22 protein-coding genes and 1 pseudogene are annotated in these 25,889 nt (G+C 72.2%); 15 read left to right on the forward strand and 8 right to left on the reverse strand.

The window, feature by feature from the left end:
• Positions 1–2: 2 nt before the first annotated feature.
• Positions 3–440 carry an HIT family protein gene (locus tag IEX42_RS11000; RefSeq protein ID WP_188779803.1) on the reverse strand — a complete coding sequence of 146 codons (438 nt, stop codon included), beginning with the start codon at positions 438–440 and terminating at the stop codon, positions 3–5.
• Positions 441–533: 93 nt separating this feature from the next.
• Between IEX42_RS11000 and IEX42_RS11005 the strand changes: the two genes are divergently transcribed.
• The 6 genes from IEX42_RS11005 (at position 534) to IEX42_RS11030 (ending at position 7,207) form a co-directional block, all read left to right on the forward strand.
• The gene (locus IEX42_RS11005) at positions 534–1,319 is read left to right on the forward strand and encodes a carbon-nitrogen hydrolase family protein (protein WP_188779804.1); all 786 of its coding nucleotides are present in this window, start codon (positions 534–536) and stop codon (positions 1,317–1,319) included.
• Positions 1,320–1,418: 99 nt separating this feature from the next.
• The gene (locus IEX42_RS11010; protein WP_188779805.1) at positions 1,419–4,457 is read left to right on the forward strand and encodes an FtsX-like permease family protein; all 3,039 of its coding nucleotides are present in this window, start codon (positions 1,419–1,421) and stop codon (positions 4,455–4,457) included.
• A complete protein-coding gene (locus IEX42_RS11015; RefSeq protein ID WP_188779806.1) occupies positions 4,454–5,293 on the forward strand; it encodes an ABC transporter ATP-binding protein in 840 nt (279 codons plus the stop codon). The genes IEX42_RS11010 and IEX42_RS11015 overlap by 4 nt, the downstream gene beginning before the upstream one ends.
• Positions 5,290–5,979, forward strand: coding sequence for an ATP-binding cassette domain-containing protein (locus IEX42_RS11020; protein WP_188779807.1), 690 nt, complete (start codon positions 5,290–5,292; stop codon positions 5,977–5,979). The genes IEX42_RS11015 and IEX42_RS11020 overlap by 4 nt, the downstream gene beginning before the upstream one ends.
• The gene (locus IEX42_RS11025) at positions 5,976–6,485 is read left to right on the forward strand and encodes a YflT domain-containing protein (protein ID WP_188779808.1); all 510 of its coding nucleotides are present in this window, start codon (positions 5,976–5,978) and stop codon (positions 6,483–6,485) included. The genes IEX42_RS11020 and IEX42_RS11025 overlap by 4 nt, the downstream gene beginning before the upstream one ends.
• 53 nt (positions 6,486–6,538) lie before the next feature.
• Entirely contained in the window at positions 6,539–7,207 is a 669-nt protein-coding gene (locus IEX42_RS11030) for a DUF429 domain-containing protein (RefSeq protein ID WP_188779809.1), read from the forward strand.
• A gap of 8 nt (positions 7,208–7,215) precedes the next feature.
• Here the strand turns inward: IEX42_RS11030 and IEX42_RS11035 are convergent, their stop codons facing one another.
• From IEX42_RS11035 to IEX42_RS11045, 3 genes are all read right to left on the reverse strand, one after another.
• Positions 7,216–8,979: a sulfatase family protein gene (locus IEX42_RS11035; protein ID WP_188779810.1), complete on the reverse strand. Its 1,764-nt coding sequence runs from the start codon at positions 8,977–8,979 to the stop codon at positions 7,216–7,218.
• A gap of 135 nt (positions 8,980–9,114) precedes the next feature.
• Entirely contained in the window at positions 9,115–9,882 is a 768-nt protein-coding gene (gene ppgK / locus IEX42_RS11040; protein WP_188779811.1) for a polyphosphate--glucose phosphotransferase, read from the reverse strand.
• Between the two features lie 39 nt (positions 9,883–9,921).
• Positions 9,922–10,098, reverse strand: a complete 177-nt coding sequence (locus tag IEX42_RS11045) for a hypothetical protein (protein WP_188779812.1) — start codon at positions 10,096–10,098, stop codon at positions 9,922–9,924.
• Between the two features lie 114 nt (positions 10,099–10,212).
• Here IEX42_RS11045 and IEX42_RS11050 point away from each other — a divergent pair, with 114 nt between their 5' ends.
• Together IEX42_RS11050 and IEX42_RS11055 are read left to right on the forward strand one after the other, a co-directional pair.
• On the forward strand, positions 10,213–11,442 hold the full coding sequence (locus IEX42_RS11050; RefSeq protein WP_188779813.1) for a M15 family metallopeptidase: 1,230 nt from the start codon (positions 10,213–10,215) through the stop codon (positions 11,440–11,442).
• 46 nt (positions 11,443–11,488) lie between these two features.
• Positions 11,489–12,457: an NADPH:quinone oxidoreductase family protein gene (locus tag IEX42_RS11055; protein ID WP_188779814.1), complete on the forward strand. Its 969-nt coding sequence runs from the start codon at positions 11,489–11,491 to the stop codon at positions 12,455–12,457.
• A 617-nt stretch (positions 12,458–13,074) separates the two neighbouring features.
• Here the strand turns inward: IEX42_RS11055 and IEX42_RS18335 are convergent.
• A pseudogene (locus IEX42_RS18335) lies at positions 13,075–13,245 on the reverse strand (FitA-like ribbon-helix-helix domain-containing protein); the annotation flags it as partial.
• 57 nt (positions 13,246–13,302) lie between these two features.
• Between IEX42_RS18335 and IEX42_RS11060 the strand changes: the two are divergent.
• Together IEX42_RS11060 and IEX42_RS11065 are read left to right on the forward strand one after the other, a co-directional pair.
• A complete protein-coding gene (locus tag IEX42_RS11060) occupies positions 13,303–14,118 on the forward strand; it encodes an ABC transporter ATP-binding protein (protein ID WP_188779815.1) in 816 nt (271 codons plus the stop codon).
• A gap of 160 nt (positions 14,119–14,278) precedes the next feature.
• Positions 14,279–14,857 carry a DUF4265 domain-containing protein gene (locus IEX42_RS11065; protein ID WP_188779816.1) on the forward strand — a complete coding sequence of 193 codons (579 nt, stop codon included), beginning with the start codon at positions 14,279–14,281 and terminating at the stop codon, positions 14,855–14,857.
• A 294-nt stretch (positions 14,858–15,151) separates the two neighbouring features.
• Here the strand turns inward: IEX42_RS11065 and IEX42_RS11070 are convergent, their stop codons facing one another.
• Positions 15,152–15,433: a GNAT family N-acetyltransferase gene (locus tag IEX42_RS11070; protein ID WP_188779817.1), complete on the reverse strand. Its 282-nt coding sequence runs from the start codon at positions 15,431–15,433 to the stop codon at positions 15,152–15,154.
• Positions 15,434–15,469: 36 nt separating this feature from the next.
• Between IEX42_RS11070 and IEX42_RS11075 the strand changes: the two genes are divergently transcribed.
• On the forward strand, positions 15,470–17,473 hold the full coding sequence (locus IEX42_RS11075) for a M13 family metallopeptidase (protein ID WP_308422225.1): 2,004 nt from the start codon (positions 15,470–15,472) through the stop codon (positions 17,471–17,473).
• Between the two features lie 78 nt (positions 17,474–17,551).
• Complete coding sequence (locus IEX42_RS11080; RefSeq protein ID WP_188779818.1) at positions 17,552–18,763, forward strand: acyltransferase family protein; 1,212 nt, start codon at positions 17,552–17,554, stop codon at positions 18,761–18,763.
• Positions 18,764–18,772: 9 nt separating this feature from the next.
• Here the strand turns inward: IEX42_RS11080 and IEX42_RS11085 are convergent, their stop codons facing one another.
• Together IEX42_RS11085 and IEX42_RS11090 are read right to left on the reverse strand one after the other, a co-directional pair.
• Positions 18,773–20,359 (reverse strand): DHA2 family efflux MFS transporter permease subunit, encoded by a 1,587-nt coding sequence (locus IEX42_RS11085; protein ID WP_229660793.1) that lies wholly within the window; start codon positions 20,357–20,359, stop codon positions 18,773–18,775.
• Between the two features lie 93 nt (positions 20,360–20,452).
• Positions 20,453–21,001, reverse strand: coding sequence for an SACE_7040 family transcriptional regulator (locus IEX42_RS11090; protein WP_229660794.1), 549 nt, complete (start codon positions 20,999–21,001; stop codon positions 20,453–20,455).
• Between the two features lie 67 nt (positions 21,002–21,068).
• On the opposite strand from IEX42_RS11090, the gene IEX42_RS11095 reads away from it, so the two are divergent.
• The 3 genes from IEX42_RS11095 (at position 21,069) to IEX42_RS11105 (ending at position 25,854) form a co-directional block, all read left to right on the forward strand.
• Positions 21,069–22,628 (forward strand): carboxyl transferase domain-containing protein, encoded by a 1,560-nt coding sequence (locus IEX42_RS11095; protein ID WP_188779820.1) that lies wholly within the window; start codon positions 21,069–21,071, stop codon positions 22,626–22,628.
• 453 nt (positions 22,629–23,081) lie between these two features.
• Positions 23,082–24,938 carry an acetyl/propionyl/methylcrotonyl-CoA carboxylase subunit alpha gene (locus tag IEX42_RS11100; RefSeq protein ID WP_188779821.1) on the forward strand — a complete coding sequence of 619 codons (1,857 nt, stop codon included), beginning with the start codon at positions 23,082–23,084 and terminating at the stop codon, positions 24,936–24,938.
• Complete coding sequence (locus IEX42_RS11105; protein ID WP_188779822.1) at positions 24,931–25,854, forward strand: hydroxymethylglutaryl-CoA lyase; 924 nt, start codon at positions 24,931–24,933, stop codon at positions 25,852–25,854. Before IEX42_RS11100 ends, IEX42_RS11105 begins: the two co-directional genes overlap by 8 nt.
• Positions 25,855–25,889 lie beyond the last annotated feature (35 nt).

The raw sequence follows: 25,889 nt of genomic DNA on the forward strand, positions 1-25,889 counted from the left end.
CGCTAGCGCTCGCTGCTCGACCATCCGACGGCGGCGGCCAGTCTCGCCCCGGTGGCCCGGATCGCGTCCGCGTCGCCGCCCTGGTCGGGCAGCCACGGCGGGGTGAGGGTGTCCGAGGCGTACCGCGGGATCACGTGCAGGTGGAAGTGGAACACCGTCTGCCAGGCCGCAGCGCCGCAGCAGTTGAGCAGGTTGACGCCGTCCGCGCCCAGCTCGGCCTTGGCCACGCCGGCGATGCGCTGGGCCGCCAGGGTCACCGCGGTCAGGTCGTCCGGGCCGATCTCGAGCAGGTCGGTGCTGTGCCGCTTCGGCACCACCAGCAGGTGGCCGGTGGTGGCGGGGTTGATGTCCATGAAGGCGTACGTCGTCTCGTCCTCCGCGACGCGCGCACTGGGGACGTCGCCCGCCACGATCGCGCAGAACAGGCAGCTCTCACTCATGGGCCGACTCTAGGGCGCGGTCGTGTGCGGCAGCGGCTGCTCCGGCGACCACTCCCGCGACCATCGGGCACACGACCCGTGCACGATGGGGACATGCGTCTCGCACTCGCCCAGGTGACCACCGGCCCGGACCCGCGGGCCAACCTCGAGATCGTCCGGGAGCAGGCTGCCCGGGCCGCGGGGGAGGGCGCGGACCTGGTCGTCCTGCCCGAGGCGACGATGCGCTGCTTCGGCGGCGGTCGTCTCGACGAGGTCGCCGAGCCGGTGGACGGTCCGTGGGCCGACGCCGTCGCGGCCGCCGCGACCGAGCACGGCGTCACCGTCGTCGCCGGGATGTTCACGCCCAACGACGACGGGCGCGTGAGCAACACCCTGCTGGTCGCGTCCCCCGGCGGTGAGCGGACGTCGTACGACAAGGTGCACCTCTACGACGCCTTCGGCTTCAAGGAGTCCGACACGGTCGCACCGGGCTCGGAGCCCGTCACCGTCGAGATCGCGGGGACGACGGTCGGGCTGGCCGTCTGCTACGACGTCCGCTTCCCCGGCCTGTTCACCGCGCTGGCGCGCGAGGGGGCCGAGGTGGTGCTGCTGCCGGCGTCGTGGGGCGCCGGGCCGAGCAAGGTGGACCAGTGGCGGACCCTCGTCCGGGCCCGCGCGCTGGACGCGACCGTCGTCGTGGCCGCGGCGGGGCAGGCGCCGCCACCCGGCGCGACCGGGAGCGCGCCCACGGGTGTCGGGCACTCGATGGTCGTCGGCCCGACCGGCCAGGTGCTCGGCGAGCTCGGGGACGAGCCGGGCCTCCTCGTCGTCGACGTCGACGGCGACCAGGTCGCGAAGGCGCGAGCGGCCCTGCCGGTCCTCGCGAACGCGCGGTTCTGAGCGCTGATCGTGACCGCACCGTGATTCCACGATCGATGCGAGAGGAGTAGAACCAAAGCCGGTGCTGGTCCGGCACCCTCGGGACCGATCGGAGCGGGGATGTGGAAGCGGCTGCGCTACCGCCGTGCGCAGGCCCTCGTACTCCTCGCGCTGGCGGCGCTGGTCACAACCTGCGCCGTCTTCGCGCCGCTGTTCACGCGCGCGACCCAGCAGGCGCTGGTCCGGACCGACCTCGCGTCGCGGCCGGTGGAGACGAGTGGCCTGCAGATGCGCAGCGACCGGCTGCGCTCCGACGGCGACCTGATCGCCTCCGCGTCGCCGATCCCGGCGCCGCTGCGGCGCCAGCTCGGGCGACCGATCCGCAGCGACTCGGCCGACGCGCCCGTGCTGCCCGAGACCCTCACCTCGCCCGACGGCACGATCGAGTGGCGTGACGGCTTCTGTGCGCACCTCGTGGTGCGCGGACGCTGCCCGCGGGCGATCGGCGAGGTCCTCGTCTCGGAGGGCGACGTCCGCCACTACGGGTACGCCGTGGGCCAGCGCATCGTCATCGGCGCGGACTCGGCGCAGGCGAGCGAAGGGGGGCTGCGCCCGGAGCTGCCGCTCAGGGTCGTGGGCGTCTACCGGCAGAAGCCGTCGGCGTACTGGTTCGGCCGGCAGGTCGCGGTCTCCTCGGGAGCCGAGGGAGGAGGGCCGATCGCGTCCTTCTCCCACGACGTGTGGTTCACGACCCAGCAGACGCTGCACGACTCCACGACGCCGGTGCTGCTCTCCGAGCAGTCGACCGACGACTACCTGCTGCGACGCTCGGCCACCGGCGTCGACGAGCTCCTGGCCGCGACCGCGACGCTGCCGACCCTGCAGCGCCGTGCCGACCAGGCCGGGATCAAGGTCGAGACGGGGCTGGGCGACGTCCGGGGCGACGTGCTCCACCAGCGGGACCAGTCGCGGGTCACGGTTCCGCTGCTGGTCGGTCAGCTGGCGCTGCTCGTCGTCGTGGTGCTGTGGTTCGTGCTCGGCGTCGCCACCGGGCAGCGGCGTCAGGAGGTGGCGGTGGCGCTGCTGCGCGGCAGTGGTCGGAAGGGAGCGCGGTGGCTGCTGGCCGAGGAGCTGCTCCCGCCGGTGCTGGCCGGTGTGCCGGCCGGGCTGGGCCTCGCGCTGCTTCTCGACGTCGCGACGGTGCACCTCCTTCCCGGCGGTGCCCCGGTCGAGCTGACCGCGAGCGCCGTCGCGACGGCACCCGGGTGCGTGCTCGTGCTCGGTGCCCTCACCTGGCTCCCCGTCGGCCTGGTGACCAGGGAAGGCATCGACTCCCTCCTCAGATCGGTGCCGGCGCGGGGCGGTTGGCGGCCGGGGCCGGGCGAGATCGTGCTCGCGTCGGTGGCCGGTGCGCTCAGCCTCGCCTTCGCGTCCGGTGCGCTCTCGGGACCGTTCGCCCTCGTCGCGCCCGCGCTCCTGGCCCTCCTCGTCGGCCTGGTGCTGGCCACGGTGGTGCTCCCGGTGGCGGCGTGGCTGGGACGCCGGCTGCTGCTGCGCGGACGGGCGCGGCTGGCGATCTCGGTGCTCACGGGGGCACGTGGACGGACCACGCGACGCACCGTCGTGCTGGTCACCGTGGGCGTGGCCCTCGTGGTCTTCAGCGCGGACGCCCTGGCGGTGGGTGCGCGCAACCGGGAGTCCGCCGCCGAGCAGCAGGTCGGTGCTCCGATGGTCGCGGAGGTGCGCGGTACCGACCTCGCGGCCGTGCGTCGCGCGCTCGCGCGGGTCGACCCCGGGGGACGCCGGGCGACCCCGGTCGTACGGACCCGTCCGGCCGGGTCGGACGGGGCGGAGGCGCTTGCCGTCGTGCCCGACGAGTTTCGGCGGGTCGCGCTCTTCCCGGGCCAGGACGCGAGCACGATCCCCTGGCCGAGGCTCGCCGCGCCCGACGTGCCGCCCGTGGTGCTGCGGGGGACGACCCTCACCGGACGACTGGACGCCCTGTCGCTGCGTGTGGACGTGCCGGGCGGCGGCTACACCCCCGTGTCGGTGACGCTGCAGGTGCTGAGCGCCGACAACGAGCTCCTCCCCGTCCCCCTCGGGAAGCTGCGCAAGGACTCTGCCGGGTTCCGCTTCTCCCGGCAGGTCAGCTGCGCGACCGGTTGCCGCCTGGTCGCCGTGGACGTGACGACCGGCGTCCCCGCCTCGATCGTCGGGGACCTGCGCCTGAGCGACGTCGCCGCGAACGGGACACCGGTGGCGCTGCGGGGGTCGTCCTGGACCTCCCAGGTCAGTGCCAGCACCGGCTCGGTCCGGTCCTCGGGGAGCAGCTCCTCGCTGACCCTGTCGCTGAGGACCACGAGCTCTCGGACGGTCTCCTCGCAGCAGCAGTGGCTGCCCCAGCGGGTGCCGGCCCTGGTCACCGGGTCGCTGCCTCCGGGCGCGCGGAAGGGGCGGTTCACGACGACCGGCATCGACTCGCAGGCCCAGCCGGCGGTGGAGGTCGGGCGGCTCCCGCGGATCCCCTCCTCCGGGGCGAGCGCCGCGCTGGTCAACCTCGACGTGCTCGAGCGCGGACGTGCGGTGGACCCGAACAGCGGGCTCTCCATCTGGTTCGGCTCCGTCGACCCGGCGTTGCTCCGTGCCGTGCGAACCGCGCTCGCGGACGAGGGCGTCGCGCTCGCCGGCGTCGCGACGCTGTCGGGCACGACGCGACGCTTCGACTCCACCATCCCCGCCTGGGCGCTGGAGCTCGGCGCCGCAGTCGGGGGCGCTGCGCTGCTGGCCGTGCTCCTCGCCCTGCTGGTGATCGCGGTCGCCGGGTGGCGCCAGCGGTCCCGCGACCTCGCGGCCCTGCGGATGACCGGCCTGCGGCCCTCCGACGTACGACGGGTCGCAGCCGCGGCGGACGTCCTCGTCGTCCTCCTCGCGGCGATCGCCGGGGGTGTGTCCGGACTGCTGGGGGCGGTGCTCGCGCTGCCCTCGGTCCCGCTGCTCGCCCGGCGACCCGAGGTGTCCACCCTGGACCTGTCGACGGCCTGGGTCGTGGTGCTGGCGAGCCTGGCGACGGCCGCGCTGGTCGCCGCGGTGGTCGTCGGTGCGGCCGGCCGGGCGATCGCGGCGAGGTCCCACCTCGACCGGCTCAGGGAGGTCCTGTGAGCGCCGGGCTCCCGATCCTCACCAGCCGGCTGGTGCACATCTACCGCTCCGAGGGCAGCGACGTCGCTGCGCTCTCGGGGGTGGACCTGCGGGTGCGCGCGGGCGAGCAGATCGGTCTCCTGGGTCCCTCGGGCGCGGGGAAGTCGACTCTGCTGAGCCTCCTGGGCGGTCTCTTCCGGCCGAGCGCCGGAACGATCCAGGTCGGTGACGTCGAGCTGTCGGCCGCGACGACCCGCGAGCTCGAGGACCTTCGCGCCGGGACGATCGCGCTGGTGCTGCAGGGCGCCTGGCGCAACCTCCTGCCGTACCTCACGCCGCGGGAGAACGTCGGCTTCGCCCAGTACGCTGCGCGGCGCCTGGGCCGCGAGGTGCCGGAGGTCGACGACGTGCTCAGCACCGTCGGCCTGGCCGGTGCGGGCGAGGCCGCGCTGACCGCGCTGACCCCGGGCCAGCTGCAGCTGTGCGCCGTCGCGGTGGCGGTCGCCGCGGCGCCCGGGGTCCTGCTGGCCGACGAGCCGACCAGCCAGCTCGACCACGTCGCACGGGACCGGGTGATGGCGGCGCTGGCGGAGGTCAACCGCTCGCTGGGCGCCACGGTCGTCGTCGTCACCCACGACCCCGACGTCGCGGCGTCGCTGCCGCGGACGGTGACGATCCGCGACGGGCGCGTCGGTGGCGAGGGCCGCAGCGGGGAGGAGTACTCCGTGGTCACCGCCGACGGTTTCCTCCCGCTGCCCACGCACGCCCGGGAGGCGCTGGTGCCCGGCACCCTGGTCCGCGTCGAGCAGTCGGGTGACCGGTTCGTGCTCGACCCGGCGCCGGAGGAGGAGCGGTGAGCGTGCTGCGCGCCGACGGCCTCACGGTGGCCTACGAGCACTTCACGCTGTCCCCTGTCGACCTCGCTCTGGACGCGGGGACGTTCCTGGCCGTCACCGGGCCCTCGGGTGCGGGCAAGACCACCCTGCTGTGGGCGCTGGCCGGGGCCGTACCGCTGAGCGACGGGTACGTCAGCGTGGACGGGCGGACCCTGGCCGACCGGTCCGCGGCCGCTCGCGCGGGCGTGGTCGTCGTACCGCAGGGGAATGCGCTGGTCACGTCGCTGACCGCTCACGAGAACGTTCTCGTACCGGTGCTGAGTGCGGCGGTGCCCCCGCCCGAGGCCGCGGACCGGACGATCGCCGCTCTGGAGAGAGTGGGTCTCGAGGACGTCGGGCGGCAGCTGCCCGAGGAGCTCTCCGGTGGCCAGCAGCAGCGGGTCGCCGTCGCCCGCGTCCTGGCGGCCCGAGGGGCCGTCGTGCTCGCCGACGAGCCGACCAGCGACCTCGACGCCGGCAACCGTGAGCAGGTCATCGCCGCCCTGCGGGCGGAGGCCGACCGCGGGGCGGTGGTGGTGATGGCCACGCACGACCCGGTCGCGGCCGAGCGGACCGACGGCGAGCTCGCCCTGCACGAGGGTCGCTCCCGCTGGGAGCGCGCGCTGGGCCCGCCCCCCTCGGGCGGTGGGGCACACTGGGAGCCATGAGCAACCCGATGGCCGCGGCGGCCTCGCTGAACCCGCTGAAGCTGGAGTTCCCCCAGTCCCTGGCGACGTACGACGACTACGCGCAGGCGCAGAAGTCGGTCGACTTCCTCTCCGACGAGAAGTTCCCGGTCGAGCAGCTGATGATCGTCGGCACCGACCTCAAGCGGGTGGAGCGGATCACCGGTCGGCTGACCCAGGGCCGGGTCGCCGCGGGCGGCGCCGTCTCCGGGCTGTGGTTCGGTGTGCTGATCGGGCTGCTGTTCAGCCTGTTCACCGACGGCGGCAACGCGTTGGTGCAGATCGTCGGCACGGCCCTCCTGGGCGCGCTGTTCGGGGTCATCTGGGCGCTCGTCGGCTACGCCCTGACACGCGGGCAGCGGGACTTCTCCTCCGTCACCCAGGTCGTGGCCACGAAGTACGAGGTGCTCGTCGAGCACCGGTCCGCCGACCAGGCCCGCGAGATCCTCGGCCGGCTGCCGGGGGCGCTGCCGAACCCGTTCGCCTGAGCGCGTCGTACGTCGGCGTCGACCTCGCCTGGAGCACCCGCAACCGGACGGGGGTGGCGCTGGTCGACGAGGACGGGGCGCTCGTACGCTCCGGCGTCGTCCGTAGCGACGCGGAGCTGGACGCCTGGTTGGCCGGTCTCGCGCCGGCGGTGATCGGCATCGATGCGCCGATCGTGGTGCCGAACGCGTCGGGGATGCGTGAGGCGGAGCGTCAGGTCGGCCGTACGTGGGGGCGCTTCGGCGCGAGCGCGTACCCCTCCCACCGCGGCTTCGCCCACTTCGACCCACCGCGTGCCGAGGTGCTGTGCGCGCGGCAGGGCTGGGCGCCCGACCCGGGGCTGACCGGGTCGCCGGCAGCGCCGGTGGCGCTGGAGGTCTACCCCCATCCTGCGATCGTGGCGCTCCTCGACCTGGACCGGGTGCTGGCGTACAAGGCGAAGAAGGGGCGCAGCGTGGCCGACCGGCAGGCGGCCTTCCGCGTCCTGCTGGACGGTCTGACCCGGGTGGCGCCGCTGCGCCTCGGCGAGCACCCGCGCTGGGCCGAGATCCGTACGGCCGTCGCGGACGCCCGTCGCCAGGTCGACCTCGAGCGCGTCGAGGACGAGGTCGACGGCATCGTCTGCGCCCACCTCGCGTGGCGCTGGCACCACGACCGCGACTGGCTCACGGTGTACGGCGACGCGTCTGCGGGGTACGTCGTCGTCCCCGCGCGGACGCCGTAGGGCACCGCTCAGCGGCCGCCGTAGTACGCCCGGGTCGCCGCGGTCGCCCTCGCGTGCTGGTCGGCGAGGGCGTTCACCGAGACCTGATACCGCTTCGGCATCGGCACCCGGCAGGCCTCGCCGATGCAGGACTTGTAGCGCCGCCACATCCGGTCCAGGTCGGCCTGGACCCGGGCGTACGCGGGGTCCCCGATCCGCGAGGTCAGCTCGAGCGGGTCGGTCCGCAGGTCGTAGAGCTCGCGCTCCCCGGTCGCGTAGCGGACGTACTTGTAGCGGCCGGTGTCGATGCCCACCTCGTTCAGCCCACCGTCGAACCCGTGACCGGCCCGCTTGATCCCGGTGAGCAGCCCCTCGGTGAGCATCGGGTACGTCCAGCCCCGGTCGCGGCCGTAGAGCACGTCGGCCTTGGACTCGCCGTCCATCGGACGGCTCGTCGCCGGGCCGGCGCCCGCGATGTCGAGGATGGTCGACGTCAGGTCGAAGGTGGTGACCGGCGTCTGCCGCACCCCGTGCGGGATGCCGGGCCCGGCGACCAGCAGGGGCACGCGGATCACCGGCTCGTGCGGCTTGATCTTGCCGATCCGTTGACGGTGCTCGCCGTTGTAGTAGCCGTTGTCGGAGGTGAACACCACGAGCGTGTGCGCCAGCTGCCCGGTGCTGCGCAGCCGGTCGATCACCGTGCCGAAGGCCCGGTCCCAGGCGTACAGCGCCTCGGCGCGCTGCCGCTCGGTGTCGCGCAGCCGGCGCTTCTCCACCGGTCCCGCCTCCGGCTGGCGGCGGTAGACCCGCGGCTTGTCGGAGAGGTCGGCCTCGGCGGCGTGGCCCACCGGCTGGCCGAGACCGTGGGTGACCTGCGTGTCGAAGCGTCCCTTCACCCAGCTCGGACGGGCCGGGGTGACGAACTCCTGCTCGCTGCCGTTGCGGCGGTGGTACGTCGGCGGGTCGTCGGGCTCGACCGGTCCGCCGTGGTGCGGCGCGACGGGTGTGAGCCACAGGAACCACGGCTTCGCCGGCCGCTCGGCGCCGTACGTCCCGATCAGGTCCGCGGCCTCGCTCGCGATCACGTCGGAGGAGTACTGCCCGGGGAACGAGGTCGGTTGGCCGTTGATGTTCTGGTTGAGGTGGAAGTAGTCGTACGTGCTGCCGGCGTACGGCCCCCGCCTGCCCGGCGTGCTGTCGAGGCCGGCCATCCAGTCCGTCCAGCCGGCGGGGACGTAGCGGTAGGACGACCGGCCCGTCACCTTCGAGCGGGCGACGCCGTACTTGTTGAGGTACTTGCCGACCATCGCGGTGCGGTAGCCCGCGCTGCTCAGCGACGTCGCGATGCTCTCGTGGTCGTCGATCGCGCCGAACCCGTACGGCCGCTCGTGGTAGAGCACGCCGTGGTTGTGCGCGTACTGGCCGAGCAGGAACGACGAGCGCGCCGGGCAGCACAGCGGGTACGGCGAGTACCCGTTGGTGAAGGTCAGGCCGCGGTCCTGGACGAACGCCCGGGTCCGCGGCAGGAACCTCAGCTCGTCGAAGCGCATGTCGTCGAGCATCACGACCATGACGTTGGGCCTCGGGCCGGGACGGGCGACGGCCGGGCTCGGCTCGGGTGAGGTCGTCTGGAAGGTCGCCCGGGAGGTCGCCGTGGCGGTGGGCGGCGCCGGGGCGCTGCCCCCCTGCGCGGTGGCGTCCCTGATCGCGAGGACGCTGGCTGCCAGCGCGAGCACCACGACGACGGCCACCAGCAGCAGCCGATAGCGGCGCGTGAGTCCGAGAGCGTTCACGGGAACACCATTGCACACAAAGTCGATAGACTTTAAATCGGACCATCCGACTCGCCGCGGATTCTATGCGGAGGACGTCTCGGTGCGGGGAGTTCTGCACAGGTCGTCGGGACGCGCCTGCGGCGTACCCGCGGATCAGTCCAGGTGGGACTGCGCGGCGGCGCCGACGATGCCGGCGGAGTTGCGCAGCTGCGCGGGGATGATCTCGGTGCTGATGTCGATGTAGTCGAAGAACTTCTCGGAGTTCTTCGAGACCCCGCCACCGACGACGAACAGGTCCGGGGAGAAGAGCTTCTCCAGCGTCTTGTAGTACGTCGTGAGCCGCTTGCCCCACTCCTTCCACGACAGGTCGTCGCGCTCGCGGGCACTCGTGGCGGCGCGGGACTCGGCGTCGTGGCCGTCGATCTCGAGGTGGCCGAGCTCGGAGTTGGGGATCAGGCGCCCCTCGTACAGGAACGCGCTGCCGATCCCGGTGCCCAGCGTGGTGAGGATGACCAGCCCCGTGCGACCCTTCGCGGCGCCGTACTGGAGCTCGGCGTACCCGGCCGCATCGGCGTCGTTGAGCACGTGCACGGGCCGACCGAGCCGCTCGGTGAGCAGCGCGTCCGCGTCGACGCCGATCCAGGACTTGTCGATGTTGGCGGCCGACTCCAGCACGCCGCGTCGTACGACGGCCGGCGCGCACACCCCGACGGGGCCGGTGGACTCGGGGAACGCGTCGACGAGCTGACGCATCACCTCCGCGACCGCCTCTGGCGTGGCGGGCTTCGGCGTGTCGATCCGCTTCCGGTCCCGGGCGAACTCGCCGGTGACCAGGTCGACGGGCGCCGCCTTGATGCCGGTGCCGCCGAAGTCGATCCCGATCGGCCAGACGGTGTCGGAGGGGCCTGAGGTGCTGCTCATGGGGCAGACGCTATCCGCACCCGGTTCCGCCGTCGGGTTTCAGGAGGCGCCCGGGCCGTCCTCGCCCAGCGACATCCCCTCGTCCTCGTCGTCCTCGTCGGTCGGGCCGTGGGCCAGCGGGTTGTCGTCGTCGGGGCGTACGTCGTCGGGCAGCTGGTCGTCGCTGATGCCCGGCTGAGCCGCGTCGTCGCTGCCGGTCTTCTCGTCCTCGCTCATGCGACGACGCTACCGCCGGGGGTGGTCGGGGGGCACGGATCCGCGGGACCGACGACCGGAGCAACCGCCAGAACCGGACATCTCGTTGGGTGACCGCGGTTACAGTCCTGGACTGTGATCACGGGGACCGGCGTACGCGCGCGCACGCTCACCGCCGCGCTCGCGGCGGGGGCGCTGCTGCTCGGTGCGGCCGGGTGCGGGACCAGGCAGGACGACGTCGAGACCTCGTCGCAGAAGGGCGAGCCGTCGGCCACCGCGACGCCGAGCTCCGACGTCCCCACCGTCGACGGGCTCGCGATGGACATGCCGCCGGCGCTGTCCCAGCCGGCGGTCTCCGCGGACATCCTGGTGACCGGCTCCTCCTCGCTGTCGAAGGACGCGGTGGAGAAGGTCGCGAAGCTCCGCGGCGTCACCGACACCGACTCGTTCTCGCTGGCGAACTTCTACGACGAGGAGCGGCCCGTCTCGTACGCCGCGGTCGACCCCGCGACGTTCCGCCGGTTCACGCCGGCCGGCTCGGCGAAGACCCAGGCGGTGTGGCAGCGCGTCGCCGGCGGCGAGATGGCGGTCGACCCGGCCGTGGGCAAGCGGCTCGAGGACGACAAGGGCTACGTCCGCATGGGCACCGCCGAGGACGCCGACCGGGTCCACGTCGGGGCGTACGCGCCGCTCGTCGCGCGCGCGAGCGGCAAGAGCGTCATCGACGCCGTGGTGAACGAGAAGTGGGCCTCCGAGCTCGGCATGAAGAAGGACAACGCGCTGCTGGTCTCCACCGGCGCGACCGCTCCGCGCGAGGTCTACTCGACGATCCAGAAGATCATGGGCAAGGACGCCAGCGTCCAGATCCTCGGGGTCGACCTGAAGATCGGACAGCAGCTCACGGCCGTGGTGACCGGAGGGTCCGTCACGGGCTCGCTGGACACGCTGCGCTACACCGCGACCGCCGGCGGCGGCGTGCGCGTCGACCCGGCGTGGGTGGCGAAGTACATCCGCACCGAGGAGGTCCCCATCCTCGGCAGGGTCACCTGCAACAAGGTGATGCTCCCCGAGCTGCGGGCCGCGCTCACCGAGGTCGTCCAGCGCGGCCTGGCCGACAAGATCCACCCCGGCGAGTACGCCGGCTGCTTCGTGCCGAAGTTCATCGCCGGCACCAGCCAGCTCTCCTTCCACTCCTTCGGCACCGCCCTGGACATGAACGTCCCGGGCAACCAGCGCGGCACCGTGGGTGAGATGGACCGCACCGTCGTGGCGATCTTCAAGAAGTGGGGCTTCGCCTGGGGTGGCGACTGGAGCTACACCGACCCCATGCACTTCGAGCTGCACAAGGTCGTCGAGGCACGCTGACCCGGCCCGTCGCGACGACGTGCGTGCCGGGTCCTAGGTTGGGCCCATGCGTGCAGCGATGGTGAGCAGCCTGGACGGTCCCGACGCGGTCGAGGTGGTCGACGTCCCCGAGCCGACGGCGGGCGAGGGGCAGGTGCTGGTCGACGTGCAGACGGTCGGCATCGCCTGGCCCGACCTGCTGCTGTCCAAGGGCGAGTACCAGGTGCGCCCGGAGCTGCCCTTCGCCCTCGGCGTCGACGCCGCCGGCACCGTGCGCGAGGCGTCCGGGGAGTACGCCGCCGGCGACCGCGTCGCGGTGGTGCAGTCGCACGGCTCGGGCTGCGAGGTGCTCGCCGCGCCGTCCGAGGCGGTCTTCCCGCTGCCCGACGAGGTGTCCTTCGAGCAGGCCGCCGGGATCGGGATGAACTACCTGACCGCCCACTTCGCGCTCGCCGTGCGCGGGTCGCTGGCCGAGGGCGAGACGGTGCTCGTCACCGGCGCCGCCGGCGGGCTGGGCACGGCCCTGCTCCAGGTCGCCAAGGGCCTCGGCGCGCGGACTGTCGGGCTGGTCTCCACCGCCGAGAAGGCCGAGGTGGCTCGTACGGCCGGAGCCGACGCGACCGTGGTGCTGGAGGAGCTCGACGGGCGGCTGAAGGACGCGGTGGTGCAGGCTGCCGGCGGCCCCGTCGACATCGTGGCCGACGTCGTCGGCGGACAGCTGTTCACCGACTACCTCCGCTGCCTGGGCGAGGAGGGCCGGCTGCTGGTGCTCGGCTTCACCGGCGGCTCGATCCCCGAGGTGAAGGTGAACCGGCTGCTGCTCAACAACGTCGACGTCCGTGGCGTCGGCTGGGGCGCGTACGCGATGTCGCGGCGCGGCTACATGCGCTGGCAGTGGGACGCGCTGGTGCCGATGATGCGTGCCGGCACCGTCGACCCGCCGCTCGGCCCGGTGCGCCCGGTCGAGGAGATCGGCGCCGCGCTGGTCGAGATGGCCGAGCGCAAGGTGCTGGGCAAAACGGTGCTTCGCTTCTGAGCCCTGGGGCGGCCGGACCAGTCGGCAGGTCGTGCTCCCTGGAGGCCGGCGCGGCGGTCCGATGCGGAGCCCCGCGGTGTCAGACGTCGGAGCTCGGCAGGTCGCACGGATCGAGAACGAGCACTCCGAGGGGCTCGAAGTGTCGGACGTTGCGCGTCACCACGGTCATCTCGGCGGACTCCGCAACCGCCGCGACGAGTGCGTCGTCGAACGGCGCGTGCTCGGGGACCCGGTACCGAGCGAGGACTCGCCGCTGCGACGTCGAAGGGCACCACGCGACCCGCAAACGCAGGCAGGACGTGATCCTCGAACCAGCGACGCAGGACCTCCCCCTGCCCGGCGTCGGCGCGTTCCTTCGCGATCACGCCGCGCTCGATCTCGGCGACGGTGAACGCCGACACGAACTGATCGCCCAGCGGCACCGACACGGCCCACGCCTCGACCGCGGGACTGCGCCCTCGAACCCGAAGCGTGGACACCACGTCGGTGTCCAGCAGGTACCTCACAGGTGCGCGGAGCGAGCGGTCAGCCCCAGCCGCTCGGGCTCGAACTAGAGCTCGGCGCCCTCGTCGGTTCCCGGCAGGTCGACGATCGTGGCGGTCGCTCAGTGCCTTGGTCAGCGCCTCGCGCGCCTCGGCCTCGACTGACCGATGACTCTGCTCGGCACGCTTGCGCAGCGCCGCCTTGGTCCCCGCGGGAAGGTTGCGGAGCGCGGTCACCCCGGCTCCGGAACGTCGCTCATCGTTTGGCTTACGGACAGTCGAGGAAACGGCCGGAGTGCCTGCCATCCTTCGCCGAGTGTTCTCCTGATGATGTGGAGCGTCGGTCGACCTGAGGAGGGCTCGATGAACCAGTCAGTGGGTGGTATCGCTCTCGAGCTTGCCGGGGTGACGGTCTGGGTTCCCTCGGGAGAGCGACTCGTCGAAGACATCGACTGGACAGTCAGACACGGTGAGACCTGGGCCCTGCTGGGCCCCAACGGGGCTGGAAAGACGACGTTGCTGTCTCTCGCTGACACCTCACGCTTCCCCAGCGCCGGGCGCGTCACGATCCTCGGCCGCACCATGGGTCGCGTCGACATCTGGACGCTGCGAGCAGAGCTCGGTGCCGTCAATCCCAGCACGCAGATGCCTGAGGACCTCAACGCCGAGGACGTGGTCCTGACCGGACGCACCGGCAGCGTGCACCCGATGTGGAAGAAGTACACAGCAGACGATCACCACCGTGCCGACGAGCTGATGACAGTGATGAGCTGCCAGCACCTGCGCGGCAGGCAAGTCAACGGCCTTTCTCAGGGCGAGCGAGGGCGCCTGCGCATCGCTCGATCACTGATGTCCGATCCCGAGCTGCTCTTGCTCGACGAGCCAGCGACCGGTCTCGATCTCATGGCGCGCGAGGAGCTGCTTTCCGCGATCTCCGTGATCCGCACCCACATGCCACAGATCGCCATCGTGCTGGTCTCGCACCACATCGAGGAGCTACCCGCCTCGACGTCGCACGCCCTCCTCCTACGCGGCGGCCGGATCGTGTCCAAAGGGCCGGTCGCGCAGTCGCTGACCTCTTCACACGTCTCTGCATGCTTCGGCGGCGACATCACGATCCGCCGGCACCTTGGCCGCTGGTCCGCCCAGTTGGCCGACGCCTGGAGCCGCAAGGAATGACAGAAGTCAAGAGCTCACCGCTAGCGACGATCGCCAGACCTGCGGTATCCGTGAGCTCGCGGAAATGCCGTCACCAGTCAGGGATTCTCATGCGACGACGACGTTGGCCGACAATGCAGTTTGCCCCCGTCGTGAGAGCTGGTCTCGCTGAGGCGGAAGTGTGGGCGTCGTGATTCTTGGACTGCTCTCGAGACAGGCGCGGATGAGCTCCGGGCAGATCGTCAGCGCTGGTGACACGCCGAGCCCGATGCCCCACCATGACCTGGTGGAGGACATGGTGAGAGTTCGCTTTGGGATGGAGCAGGACGATTCGGGATGGCCTCCGGTGACCTCGGAGGGCCTCTGGGCGTGGCCAGTAGGCCCTAGCCAGTTCAAGCTCGACAACACCCCGTGGTTCGTACGCGGTGTCGCCGCCGACGACATCGTCGAGGCCGAGCAGGACGACGAGGGTGTGTGGTGGTGCACTCGGGTGCTAGAGGCTGGCGGTCGCGTAGTGGTTCGCGTCATCCCGCGCCTCGAGGGGCCCTTGAAGGGCGACCGACAGGCAGTTCTCGATGCTTTCGCTCCGCTCGGGGTCGAGGGTGAGGGCATAGCGGAACCGGTCAGCATCGTCGCGCTCGACATCAGTCCAGCCACGGCCGCCGATCCCGTGAAGCGTCTCTTGGAGCGAGGGCATGAGGATGGGTGGTGGCACTACGAAGAGGGGTGCGTCACCGATGACTGGCTCGCGTCGGGCTGACTCTTGCCTAACAAGCTCAGTCCCAATAGCCGTCGTCACAGTCCTCGAGCGCCACTGACATTGCCTTGACTCGACCAGTGACCGCACCGCAGGAGGAACCCCGTGCGGAACGCACGCTCGTCAGACCCCGGCGTCGTCGCGGCAGCCCCGCAAGGCCCGTCCGGACGTCGTCACCGGGGCAGGCGCCCCGCGCGGCACATGGACGGTGGTCTGAGACCACCTTGGTGAGACCGCGGACTACTGAGCCCCCGGGATTGCGGAGTCGGAGGCCGCGCGAGCCCCTCGTCACATGGATCAGGCCAGCAGGTCGGCCGCCTCGGGGTGCTTGTCGAACCACGCCTCGTAGAACGGGCAGCGGGGCACCACCCGCAGGCCACGGCGGCGTACGTCCTCCAGGGAGGTCGTGATGATCGTGCTCCCGATGCCCTCGCCGGCGTGGCTGTCGTCGACCTCGGTGTGGGTGAAGGTGATGACGTCGCCGTCGAGCGTGTAGGCCGCCAGACCGACCTGCTCGCCGTCGACGGTCGCGACGTAGCGGTGCGCCTCGGGCTGGTCGTGGACCTCAACCTGTGTCATGCCGACAAGTCTAGGAAGCCTCGATAGGTTCGGGGGGTGACGATCCTCGACGACGCCCGCGAGGGCATGGACCCCTCGATCCGACCCCAGGACGACCTGTTCGGCCACGTCAACGGCGCCTGGCTGGCCACGGTGGAGATCCCCAGCGACCGCTCCTCGTGGGGCCCGTTCGTGAGCCTGGCCGACGAGGCCGAGCAGAAGGTGCGCCAGATCGTCGAGGACTGCGCCAGCGGTGACGGTGCGCGTGTGACCGACGGCGGGATCAGCGCCGTCGACGCGCGCAAGGTCGGCGACCTGTTCGCCAGCTTCATGGACACCGACCGCGTCGAGGCGCTCGGTGCGGAGCCGGTGCGGCCGCTGCTCGAGTCCATCGACCGGGTCGCCTCCGTCGACGGGCTCGCGGCGTACCTCGGCGCGTTCGAGCGGCGCGGTCTCGGCGGGCTGTTCGGGTCGTACGTCAGCACCGACGACAAGGACTCCGACCGCTACCTCTTCCACGTCGCGCAGGGCGGGCTCGGGCTGCCCGACGAGTCGTACTACCGCGAGGACAAGTTCGCCGAGACGCGGGCGGCGTACGTCGCGTACGTGCAGCGGATGCTGGAGCTCGCCGACGTGGCCGACGCCGAGCGGGTGGCCGCCGACGTGCTCGCGCTGGAGACCCGGATCGCCGAGGGGCACTGGGAGCGCGCGGAGACCCGCGACGTGCAGAAGACCTACAACCTGAGGAGCGCGGCGGACCTGCAGGCCGCGACGCCGTCGTTCGACTGGTCGGCGTACGTCGCCGCGCTGGGCGGGGACGAGCAGAGCCTGGCCGAGGTGATCGTGCGGCAGCCGTCGTACCTCACCCACCTGGAGTCGCTGCTCGGCGAGGTGCCGATCGAGCAGTGGCGCCAGCTGCTGGTGGTCAAGGCGCTGCGCGGCAGCGCGCCGTACCTCTCCGAGGCGTTCGTCGAGACCAACTTCGACTTCTACGGCCGCACCCTGTCCGGCACTCCCGAGATGCGCGTCCGCTGGAAGCGCGGCGTCTCCCTGGTCGAGGGCGCGCTCGGTGAGTCGGTCGGCAAGGAGTACGCCGCCCGGCACTTCCCGCCCGAGGCCAAGGCCGCGATGGACCGCCTGGTGGCCAACCTGCTCGAGGCCTACCGCCGCTCGATCGGCGAGCTGGACTGGATGGGCGAGGAGACCAAGCAGCGGGCCTACGACAAGCTGGACACCTTCAACCCGAAGATCGGCTACCCGGTGAAGTGGCGCGACTACGCCGCGCTGGAGGTCGACGCCGGAGACCTGCTCGGCAACGTGCTCGCCTCCGCGGCGTACGAGACCGACCGCGAGCTGGCGAAGATCGGCGGACCCGTCGACCGCGACGAGTGGTTCATGCTCCCGCAGACCGTCAACGCCTACTACAACCCCGGCACCAACGAGATCTGCTTCCCGGCCGGGATCCTGCAGCGGCCGTTCTTCAGCCTCGACGCCGACCCGGCCGAGAACTACGGCGGCATCGGCGCGGTGATCGGCCACGAGGTCGGGCACGGCTTCGACGACCAGGGCGCGCAGTACGACGGTCAGGGCAACCTCAACGAGTGGTGGACGCCGGCCGACAAGGAGGCGTTCGAGGTCAAGACCACGGCGCTGGTCAGCCAGTACGACACCTTCGAGCCGCGGGCGTTGCCCGGCGAGCACGTCAACGGGCAGCTGACCGTCGGGGAGAACATCGGCGACCTGGGCGGGCTGACCATCGCGCACCTGGCGTACGCGATCTCGCTGGAGGGCACCGGTCGTACGGTCGGCGACGCCACCGGCGGGGACGGGCAGGACGCGGAGGTGACCGGTGCACAGCGGCTGTTCCTCAACTGGGCGTACGTCTGGCGCACCAAGCGCCGCAAGGAGCAAGAGCTGCAGTACCTCACCATCGACCCGCACTCACCGCCGGAGTTCCGCGCCAACATCGTGCGCAACCTCGCCGAGTTCCACGACGCGTTCGGCACCGTCGAGGGCGACGGCCTGTGGCTGGCGCCCGAGGAGCGCGTCCGGATCTGGTGACGGCGAGTCGCTACCGCTGGGCCCCAACGGAATCTATGGTGAGGCGACCGTCCCACCGTCCGTGAAGGGAGCCGGCTCGTGCGCTCTCACCACCTCCGCGCCCTCACGGGCATGCGGTTCTTCGCCGCGCTGTGGGTGGTGCTGTACCACGTCACCCGGCACAACCAGGCGGTCCTGCAGACCAGCTTCTCCGACGTCGACCGGCTGACCAGGCCGTTGCTCGGTCAGGGCATCCACGGGGTCGACCTGTTCTTCGTCCTGTCCGGCTTCGTGCTGGCCCTGAACTACCTCGACCAGCTCGGCCCGCGTGCCGACGTACGCACCGCCGGCCGGTTCCTCTGGCTGCGGCTGGCCCGGGTGTGGCCGCTCTACGTCACCGTCCTGCTGCTCGCCGGAGCGCTGATCTGCGTCCGCGACCGGCTGTGGGACTCGGCGCCGGCCGGTCAGGTCGACGGGTGGCGGTTCGTCCAGCAGCTGTTCCTCGTCCAGCAGTGGTTCGGCACGACGTCGTGGGCCGGCCCGGCCTGGTCGGTGTCGGCGGAGTGGCTGGCCTACCTGCTGTGTCCGCTGCTCGCGCTCGTGGTCTTCCGGTTGCAGCACCGGCTGCGGGCGCGGGCGCTGCTGGTCGGCGCCGGCGTCGCCATCTCACCGTGTGCGGTGCTGGCGCTCGCCCAGGGCAGCTTCACCGGCCCGGGTGGCTGGGCGGTGCGCGTGGTCGCCGAGTTCACCGCGGGGATGCTGCTGTGTGCCGCCGTCTCCAGGGTCGACGTCGGCCGACGGGCGAAGCGGGTCGTCGGCCTGGTGACCGTCGCGGCGCTGATGCTGATGGTGGGCGTCTACTACGCGACGTACGAGCTGCAGGGCTCGGGCTGGGTGCGGACGCTGGTCACCGTGCTGCTGATCCCCGTGGTGATCGCCGGCCTGGCGGTCGGGACCGGACCGCTGGCGTCGTTCCTGGCGAGCCGCCCGGCGGTGCTGGGCGGGAAGGTGTCGTACGCGCTGTACCTCGTGCACTCACCGCTGCTGTACCTCATCCGGGACACGCTGAGCGAGGGCCTGGGGATCAGGCCCGGTGCGCTGAGGATCTATCTCGAGCTGGCCTGGATCCCCGTGCTGCTCGTCGTCGCCTGGCTGGCGTGGAGGTACGTCGAGGAGCCCTCGCGGCACTTCATGCGCAGCCTGCTCCCCGACGTGGCCCCGGCGGCTGCGCGCACCGGCGAGCCGTTCGTCGTCCGCGACGTGCCGATCGACCGCGACCCGCGCGACGAGCCGGTGCACGCCGCCCGCTGACCGAAGGGGTCAGTGGCCCACCATCACCGGCGCAGGGGTCTCGGAGTCGGCGGCCACCTTGCGGCGCGGGAGGAACCACGCCGGGATCAGGCAGAGCGCGACGAGGATCGTGGCGACGACGTAGACGCTGCCGAACGCGCCGGCCAGGTCGGAGAGCGCCTGGCCCGGGAGGGCCCGGAGATCGGCCTGGTCGAGCCCGAAGCGCTGCATCACCGCGGCGATCGCCTCCTGGCTCTTGCCGGCGGCCTGCAGCGCTCCGCTGGCCGAGATGGCGTCGGAGCCCTTGATCCCGTTGGTGAGGAGCACCGAGAAGACGGCGGTGCCGATCGAGGCGGCCACCTGCTGGGTGATGTTGAGCAGCGTCGAGCCGCGCGCGGTCGTGTGCTCGTTCAAGGTGGCGAGGGCCGAGCTCATGATCGGCATCATCGTGGAGCCCATCCCGAGGCCCATCACGAACAGGGCGGCCAGGAGGTAGGTGTAGGAGGTGTCCACGCCGACCTGGGTGAACATGCCCATCCCGACCACGATGGTGGCGATGCCGGCGAGGACCACCTTGCCCGGGCCGGTCCGGTCGGCCAGGATCCCGGCGATCGGCATCGTGATCATCGCGCCGAGGCCCTGGGGAGCGAGCAGGATGCCGGCGTGGAGGGCGTCCTCGCCCCGCACCTGCTGGAAGTAGAGCGGGAACAGCAGGCTCGCACCGAAGAAGGCGATCGCGAAGAGCATCATCGCGATCACGGCCACGGTGAGGTGGCGGTTGCGGAACAGGTGCAGGTCGATCAGCGGGTGCGCCGTCCGGCCACTCAGCGCCCAGCCGACGAAGCCGACGATCAGCACGAGGCCGAGGATCGCCGTGACCAGCACCCGTGCGGACCACACGGTGCCCTCCTCGGGGATCGAGGAGACGCCGAACAGGAACAGCGCGAGGCCGGGGGAGAGCAGCAGCAGGCCGCGCCAGTCGAGGGTCTCGGACGGCGCGACGTTGTCCTTGGGCAGCACGACCTGGGCGTAGACCAGCGCCACGACGCCGATCGGGAGGTTGATGAGGAAGATCCAGTGCCAGCTGGCGATGTCGATCAGCCAGCCGCCGAGGATCGGACCGAAGATCGGGCCGAGCAGCATCGGGATGCCGAGCACGGCCATCACGCGGCCGACCCGCTCGGGCCCGGCGGCGCGGGTCAGGATCGTCATGCCCAGCGGCATCAGCATGCCGCCGCCCAGGCCCTGGACGACCCGGAAGGTGACCAGCAGCGGGAGGCTGGGCGCCAGCGCGCACAGCAGCGAGCCGAGCGCGAACAGCGTCACCGCCATCAGGTAGAGCCGCTTGGTGCCGAACCGGTCCGCCGCCCAGCCGGTCAGCGGGATCACCGACGCCAGCGCCAGGGTGTACGCGGTGGCGGTCCACGCGACGTTGGCCTGGGTGGTGTCGAAGACCCGCTGGAAGGTCTGCTGCGCGACCGAGACGACGGTGATGTCGAGGATCGACATGATGGCGCCGAGCACCACCACGCCGGCGATCATCAGGGTCTGGCGGTCGAGCTTGTCGCTGGACCCGTCGGGCGTCGCCGGGGTCGGGGCATCGGTCTGGAGTGTCACGTTCTGATCGTATGGACGGGGCCCGACAGTTCGCCAGGAGAATGTGCAGACCATCACGTGAGGTTGCTCGCAGCAACCGACGGGCCGCCCGGGTCAGGCCAGCAGCGCGGCGCGCGCCATGTCCTCGAGCAGCGGCTGCATCCGCCCGCGCGCCAGCAGCGCGCTGTGCGGCGTGGAGTTGATCAGCCCGAAGCCGGCGTGGACCCGGGCGCGCGCCGTCTCGGGCGGGAGGTCGGGTCGCAGCGCACGCAGCACCTCGACCCAGACGCCGACGTACTCGCGCTGCAGACCGCGTACGCGCTCCCGGGCCGCGTCGGGCAGCGAGCACCAGTCGCGGTCCTGGACGACGATCAGCTCGGGGTGCTCGAGGGCGAAGGAGACGTGCCAGCCGAGCAGCGCCTCGAGGCTGCTGGTCGGGCCGTCGGCCGCGGTGACCCGCTCGCGACCGACGCCGAGCAGCTGCTCGGAGATGCCGACCAGCATCTCCGCCAGGAGGGCGTCCTTGCCGTCGAAGTGCTTGTAGAGCGCCGGCCCCGAGATGCCGCACGCGGCGCCGATGTCGGCGATCGAGACCCCGTGGAAACCACGCCGTGCGAACAGGCCCGCAGCAGTGGCCAGGATCTGCTCACGCCGGTCGCTCACCAGCGGAACAGTAGCGAGCGGACGGCCCGCCTCGTGGTTAATGACTGCTAACCTGCGAGGCGTGGACATGAGGGAGCTGGTCGAGGACCTCCGGGCGCGCCTCGAGACGGTGCGGCAGGGCGGCTCGGAGTCGTCGCGCCGTCGGCACGTCGAGCGCGGCAAGCTGCTGGCGCGCGAGCGCGTGGACCGGCTGCTCGACCCGGGCAGCCCGTTCCTGGAGCTGGGTGCGCTGGCCGCCACCGGGATGTACGGCGACCCGGAGGCGGGCGACGCCGTCCCCTCCGCCGGGATCGTCACCGGCATCGGCTCCGTCCACGGGCGGCTGTGCGTGGTCGTGGCCAACGACGCGACCGTCAAGGGCGGCACGTACTACCCGATGACGGTCAAGAAGCACCTGCGCGCGCAGGAGGTCGCCCGGGAGAACCGGCTGCCGTGCGTCTACCTCGTCGACTCCGGCGGCGCGTTCCTGCCGTTGCAGGACGAGGTGTTCCCCGACCGCGAGCACTTCGGCCGGATCTTCTTCAACCAGGCGAACCTGTCTGCGCAGCGCATCCCCCAGCTCGCCGCGGTGATGGGCTCGTGCACGGCAGGGGGCGCGTACGTCCCCGCGATGTCCGACGAGACCGTCATCGTCAAGGAGCAGGGCACGATCTTCCTCGGCGGCCCACCGCTGGTGAAGGCCGCGACCGGTGAGGTCGTCAGCGCCGAGGACCTCGGCGGCGGTGAGGTCCACGCGCGGAGGTCGGGCGTCGTCGACCACCTGGCCGACGACGACGACCACGCGCTGGCGATCCTGCGCTCGGTGGTCGACACGCTCCCTCCGGTGCCCGCACCGGCGTGGGAGGTGCGCGAGCCGGTGGAGCCGCGCGAGGACCCCGCCGGTCTGTACGACGTCGTCCCCGCCGACCCGCGCACGCCGTACGACGTGCGCGAGGTGATCAGCCGCGTCGTCGACGACAGCCGCTTCCACGAGTTCAAGCCGCTCTACGCCGAGACGCTCGTGACCGGCTTCGCCCACGTGTGGGGCCACCCGGTCGGCATCGTGGCGAACAACGGGATCCTCTTCGGGGAGTCGGCCCGCAAGGGTGCGCACTTCGTCGAGCTGTGCAACCAGCGCGGCATCCCGCTGGTGTTCCTGCAGAACATCTCCGGCTTCATGGTCGGGCGGGAGTACGAGAACGGCGGCATCGCGCGCGACGGCGCCAAGCTGGTCACCGCCGTGGCCTGCTCGACGGTCCCGAAGCTGACCGTGGTGATCGGTGGGTCGTACGGCGCCGGCAACTACGGCATGTGCGGGCGGGCGTACGACCCGAGGTTCCTGTGGATGTGGCCCAACGCGCGGATCTCCGTGATGGGTGGCGAGCAGGCCGCGTCGGTGCTGGCGACCGTGCGCCGCGACGGGCTCGAGGCCCGGGGCGAGGAGTGGTCGGCCGAGGCCGAGGAGGAGTTCAAGGCCCCGATCCGGGAGCAGTACGAGGCCCAGGGCTCGCCGTACTACTCCACCGCGAGGCTCTGGGACGACGGCGTCATCGACCCCGTCGACACCCGCCGGGTCCTCGGCATGTCGCTCGCGGCCTGCGCCGGCGCGCCGGTGGCGGACCCGTCCTACGGCGTCTTCAGGATGTGACGGCCCAGTGACGTCCGAGGTACGAGGACGGCACGTGGGGCCGTCAGGTCGAGCAAGGCCCGCGAGCGACGAAGGAGCGCGCGACGGCCGGGTCGAGACCAGCCCACGAGGTGCGGGCGCCCGTAACGATCGCTGGTCTCGACAGGCTCGACCTCCGTGGTTGCGGTCGCTGGTCTCGACAGGCTCGACCTCCGTGGTCGCGGTCGCTGGTCTCGACAAGGTCGACCTCCGGGGGTCGCGGTCGGTGGTCTCGACGTCCTCGCTCGCAGGGCTCGCTCGGGCTCGACCACCTTCGACGTCCTCGCTCGCAGGGCTCGCTCGGGCTCGACCACCGACGGTGTCCTCGCTCGGGCTCGACCACCCGCGGGTGGTCGAGCAGCGAGCGCCAGCGAGCGCGTCGAGACCCGGTGACGGACGGGCGAGCGTGACCACCGACGAGATCCAGGAGAGACGATGGACAGACTGCTGATCGCCAACCGCGGCGAGATCGCGCTGCGGGTGGCGCGGACGGCCGAGCGGCTGGGCATCGACGCGGTGATGATCCACACCGCGGCCGACGAGCACGCTCCGCACGCCGGGGCCTCGGAGTACGTCGCGGAGGTGTCGTCGTACCTCGACATCGACGCCGTCGTCGACGCAGCCGTGCGCAGCGAGGCGGACGCGGTGCACCCGGGCTACGGGTTCCTCTCCGAGCGGGCGGCGTTCGCCTCGGCCCTGGAGGCCGCCGGCATCACCCTGGTCGGACCCAGCGCGGCCGTGATGGACGCGATGGGGCGCAAGGACGCTGCCCGCGAGATCGCCGTCGCGGCAGGTGTGCCGGTGGTGCCGTCGTACTCGCTGAGCCAAGCCACCGCGGACCCGTCCGCGCTTTCTTACCCGGTGCTGGTCAAGGCCGCGGCCGGTGGCGGCGGCAAGGGCATGCGGACCGTCCGCTCGGCCGCCGACCTCGCCGAGGCCGTCGAGGCCGCCAAGCGCGAGGCGCGCTCGGCGTTCGGCGACGACGCGATGCTGATCGAGAAGTACGTCGAGCACGGCCGCCACGTCGAGGTGCAGGTGATGGGCGACGCCCACGGCACGGTGCTGCACCTGTGGCACCGCGACTGCTCCGCCCAGCGGCGGCACCAGAAGGTGGTCGAGGAGGCCCCGGCGCCGGACCTGCCGCCCGGTGTCGAGGACACGGTGCTGACCTCGGCGGTCGCGCTCGCCCAGCAGGTCGGCTACACCGGCGCGGGGACCGTGGAGTTCCTGCTGGACACCGACACCGGGGAGGTCTACTTCCTGGAGATGAACACCCGCCTCCAGGTCGAGCACCCGGTCACGGAGGCGATCACGGGCCTCGACCTCGTCGAGCTGCAGCTGCGGGTCGCCGACGGTGAGCCGATCGGCCTCACCCAGGAGGACGTGCGCTGCGAGGGCCACGCGATGGAGGCCCGGGTGTACGCCGAGGACGCCTGGCACGGCTTCCTCCCGCAGGCCGGCACCGCGACGGTGGTCCGCTGGCCCGGGGGCGTGCGCGTCGACCACGCGCTCGGGTCCGGGCAGGAGGTCAGCACCGGGTTCGACCCGATGCTGGGCAAGGTCGTGGCGCACGCCGACGACCGTGAGCAGGCCCGCGACCTGCTCGTCCAGGCGCTGGACCGCACCGCCATCCTCGGGCTGACCACCAACACCGGGTTCCTCCGCGCCCTGGTGGACTCGCCCGAGTTCGCCGCCGGGCCGGTCGACACCGCCTGGCTGGACACCTCGCCGCTGACGGCTCCCGACGACTCGGGCGCCCGCGCGCTGGCGGGGGTGGTGCTCGACCAGGAGCTCCGGTCGGCACCTGCTGCCCCCTGGCAGCCGGACGGCTTCCGGCTCGGTGGGCCGCGCGGCCCGCTGGTGGAGGACGGGCGGGTGCTGGAGTTCTCCGGGTGGGTCGCCGCCCCGGGAGCGCCGGACGCCGACGGGCTCGTCCGCACCGGGATCCTCGGCGTCGGTGACGGTGTCGTGCAGCGCACCCGCAGCGGCACCGAGGTGGTCGTGTCCGGCCAGCGCTTCCTGCTCGACCGGGCCGACCCGTTCCGTCGCACGACGACCGCGGGCGACGGCACCCTGACCGCCCCGATGCCGGGCACGGTGCTCGCGGTCTCGGTCGCCGAGGGGGACACCGTCGAGGAGGGGCAGACGCTCGGGGTGCTGGAGGCGATGAAGATGGAGGTCGCGCTGAAGGCGGCGTACGCCGGAACGGTCGCCGAGGTCGGCGCCGCCGCCGGGGAGCAGGTCGCCCTGGGCGCGGTGCTGTTCGTGGTGGAGGAGGCCGAGCATGCGTGAGCCCACGGTGGTGGCGGAGCCGGGACTGCCCGAGGCGGTGACGATCTGGGAGGTCGGCCCGCGCGACGGCCTGCAGAACGAGTCGGCGATCGTGCCGGTCGAGGCCAAGGCGGAGTTCGTCGAGCGGCTGGTCGCCGCCGGCCTCCCCGTGGTCGAGGCGACCAGCTTCGTGCACCCGAAGTGGGTCCCGCAGCTCGCGGACGCCGCCGAGCTGGTGCAGCGGCTGGGCCCGGACGGGCGGCGGCACCCCGTGCTCGTACCCAACGAGCGGGGGCTGCAGCGGGCGATCGACCTGGGCTGCGAGCACGTCGCGATCTTCGGCAGCGCCACCGACACGTTCGCGCAGCGCAACCTCAACTCCTCCGTGGAGGAGCAGTTCGCGATGTTCGAGCCGACGGTGACGCGGGCCCGGTCCGAGGGGATGGACGTCCGTGCGTACGTCAGCATGTGCTTCGGCGACCCCTGGGAGGGCGACGTCCCGGTCGAGCAGGTGGTGGCGGTCGGTACGCGGCTGCTCGACCTCGGTGCCTCGCAGCTGAGCCTGGGCGACACGATCGGCGTCGGCACGGCCGGCCACGTCACCGCCCTGCTCGACGCGTTCAACGCCGCCGGGGTCCCCGACGACGTGCTCGCGGTGCACTTCCACGACACCTACGGGCAGGCGCTGGCCAACGCCGGCGCCGCCCTGCGGCACGGGGTCCGCACCTTCGACTCGAGTGCCGGCGGCCTCGGCGGCTGCCCGTACGCCGAGAGCGCCACCGGCAACCTCGCCACCGAGGACCTGGTCTGGATGCTGCACGGGCTGGGGGTCGGCACCGGCGTCGACCTCGAGGCGCTCGTGGCGACCAGCGTGTGGATGGCCGAGGTGCTCGGCCGCCCCAGCCCGTCGCGGGTCGTCGCCGCGCTGGCCGGGTGAGCGGCGTCGTCCGCCTCGGTGCGGTTCCCTAGGGT

It is taken from the genome of Marmoricola endophyticus, assembly GCF_014644415.1.
GTDB classification, from domain to species: domain Bacteria; phylum Actinomycetota; class Actinomycetes; order Propionibacteriales; family Nocardioidaceae; genus Marmoricola; species Marmoricola endophyticus.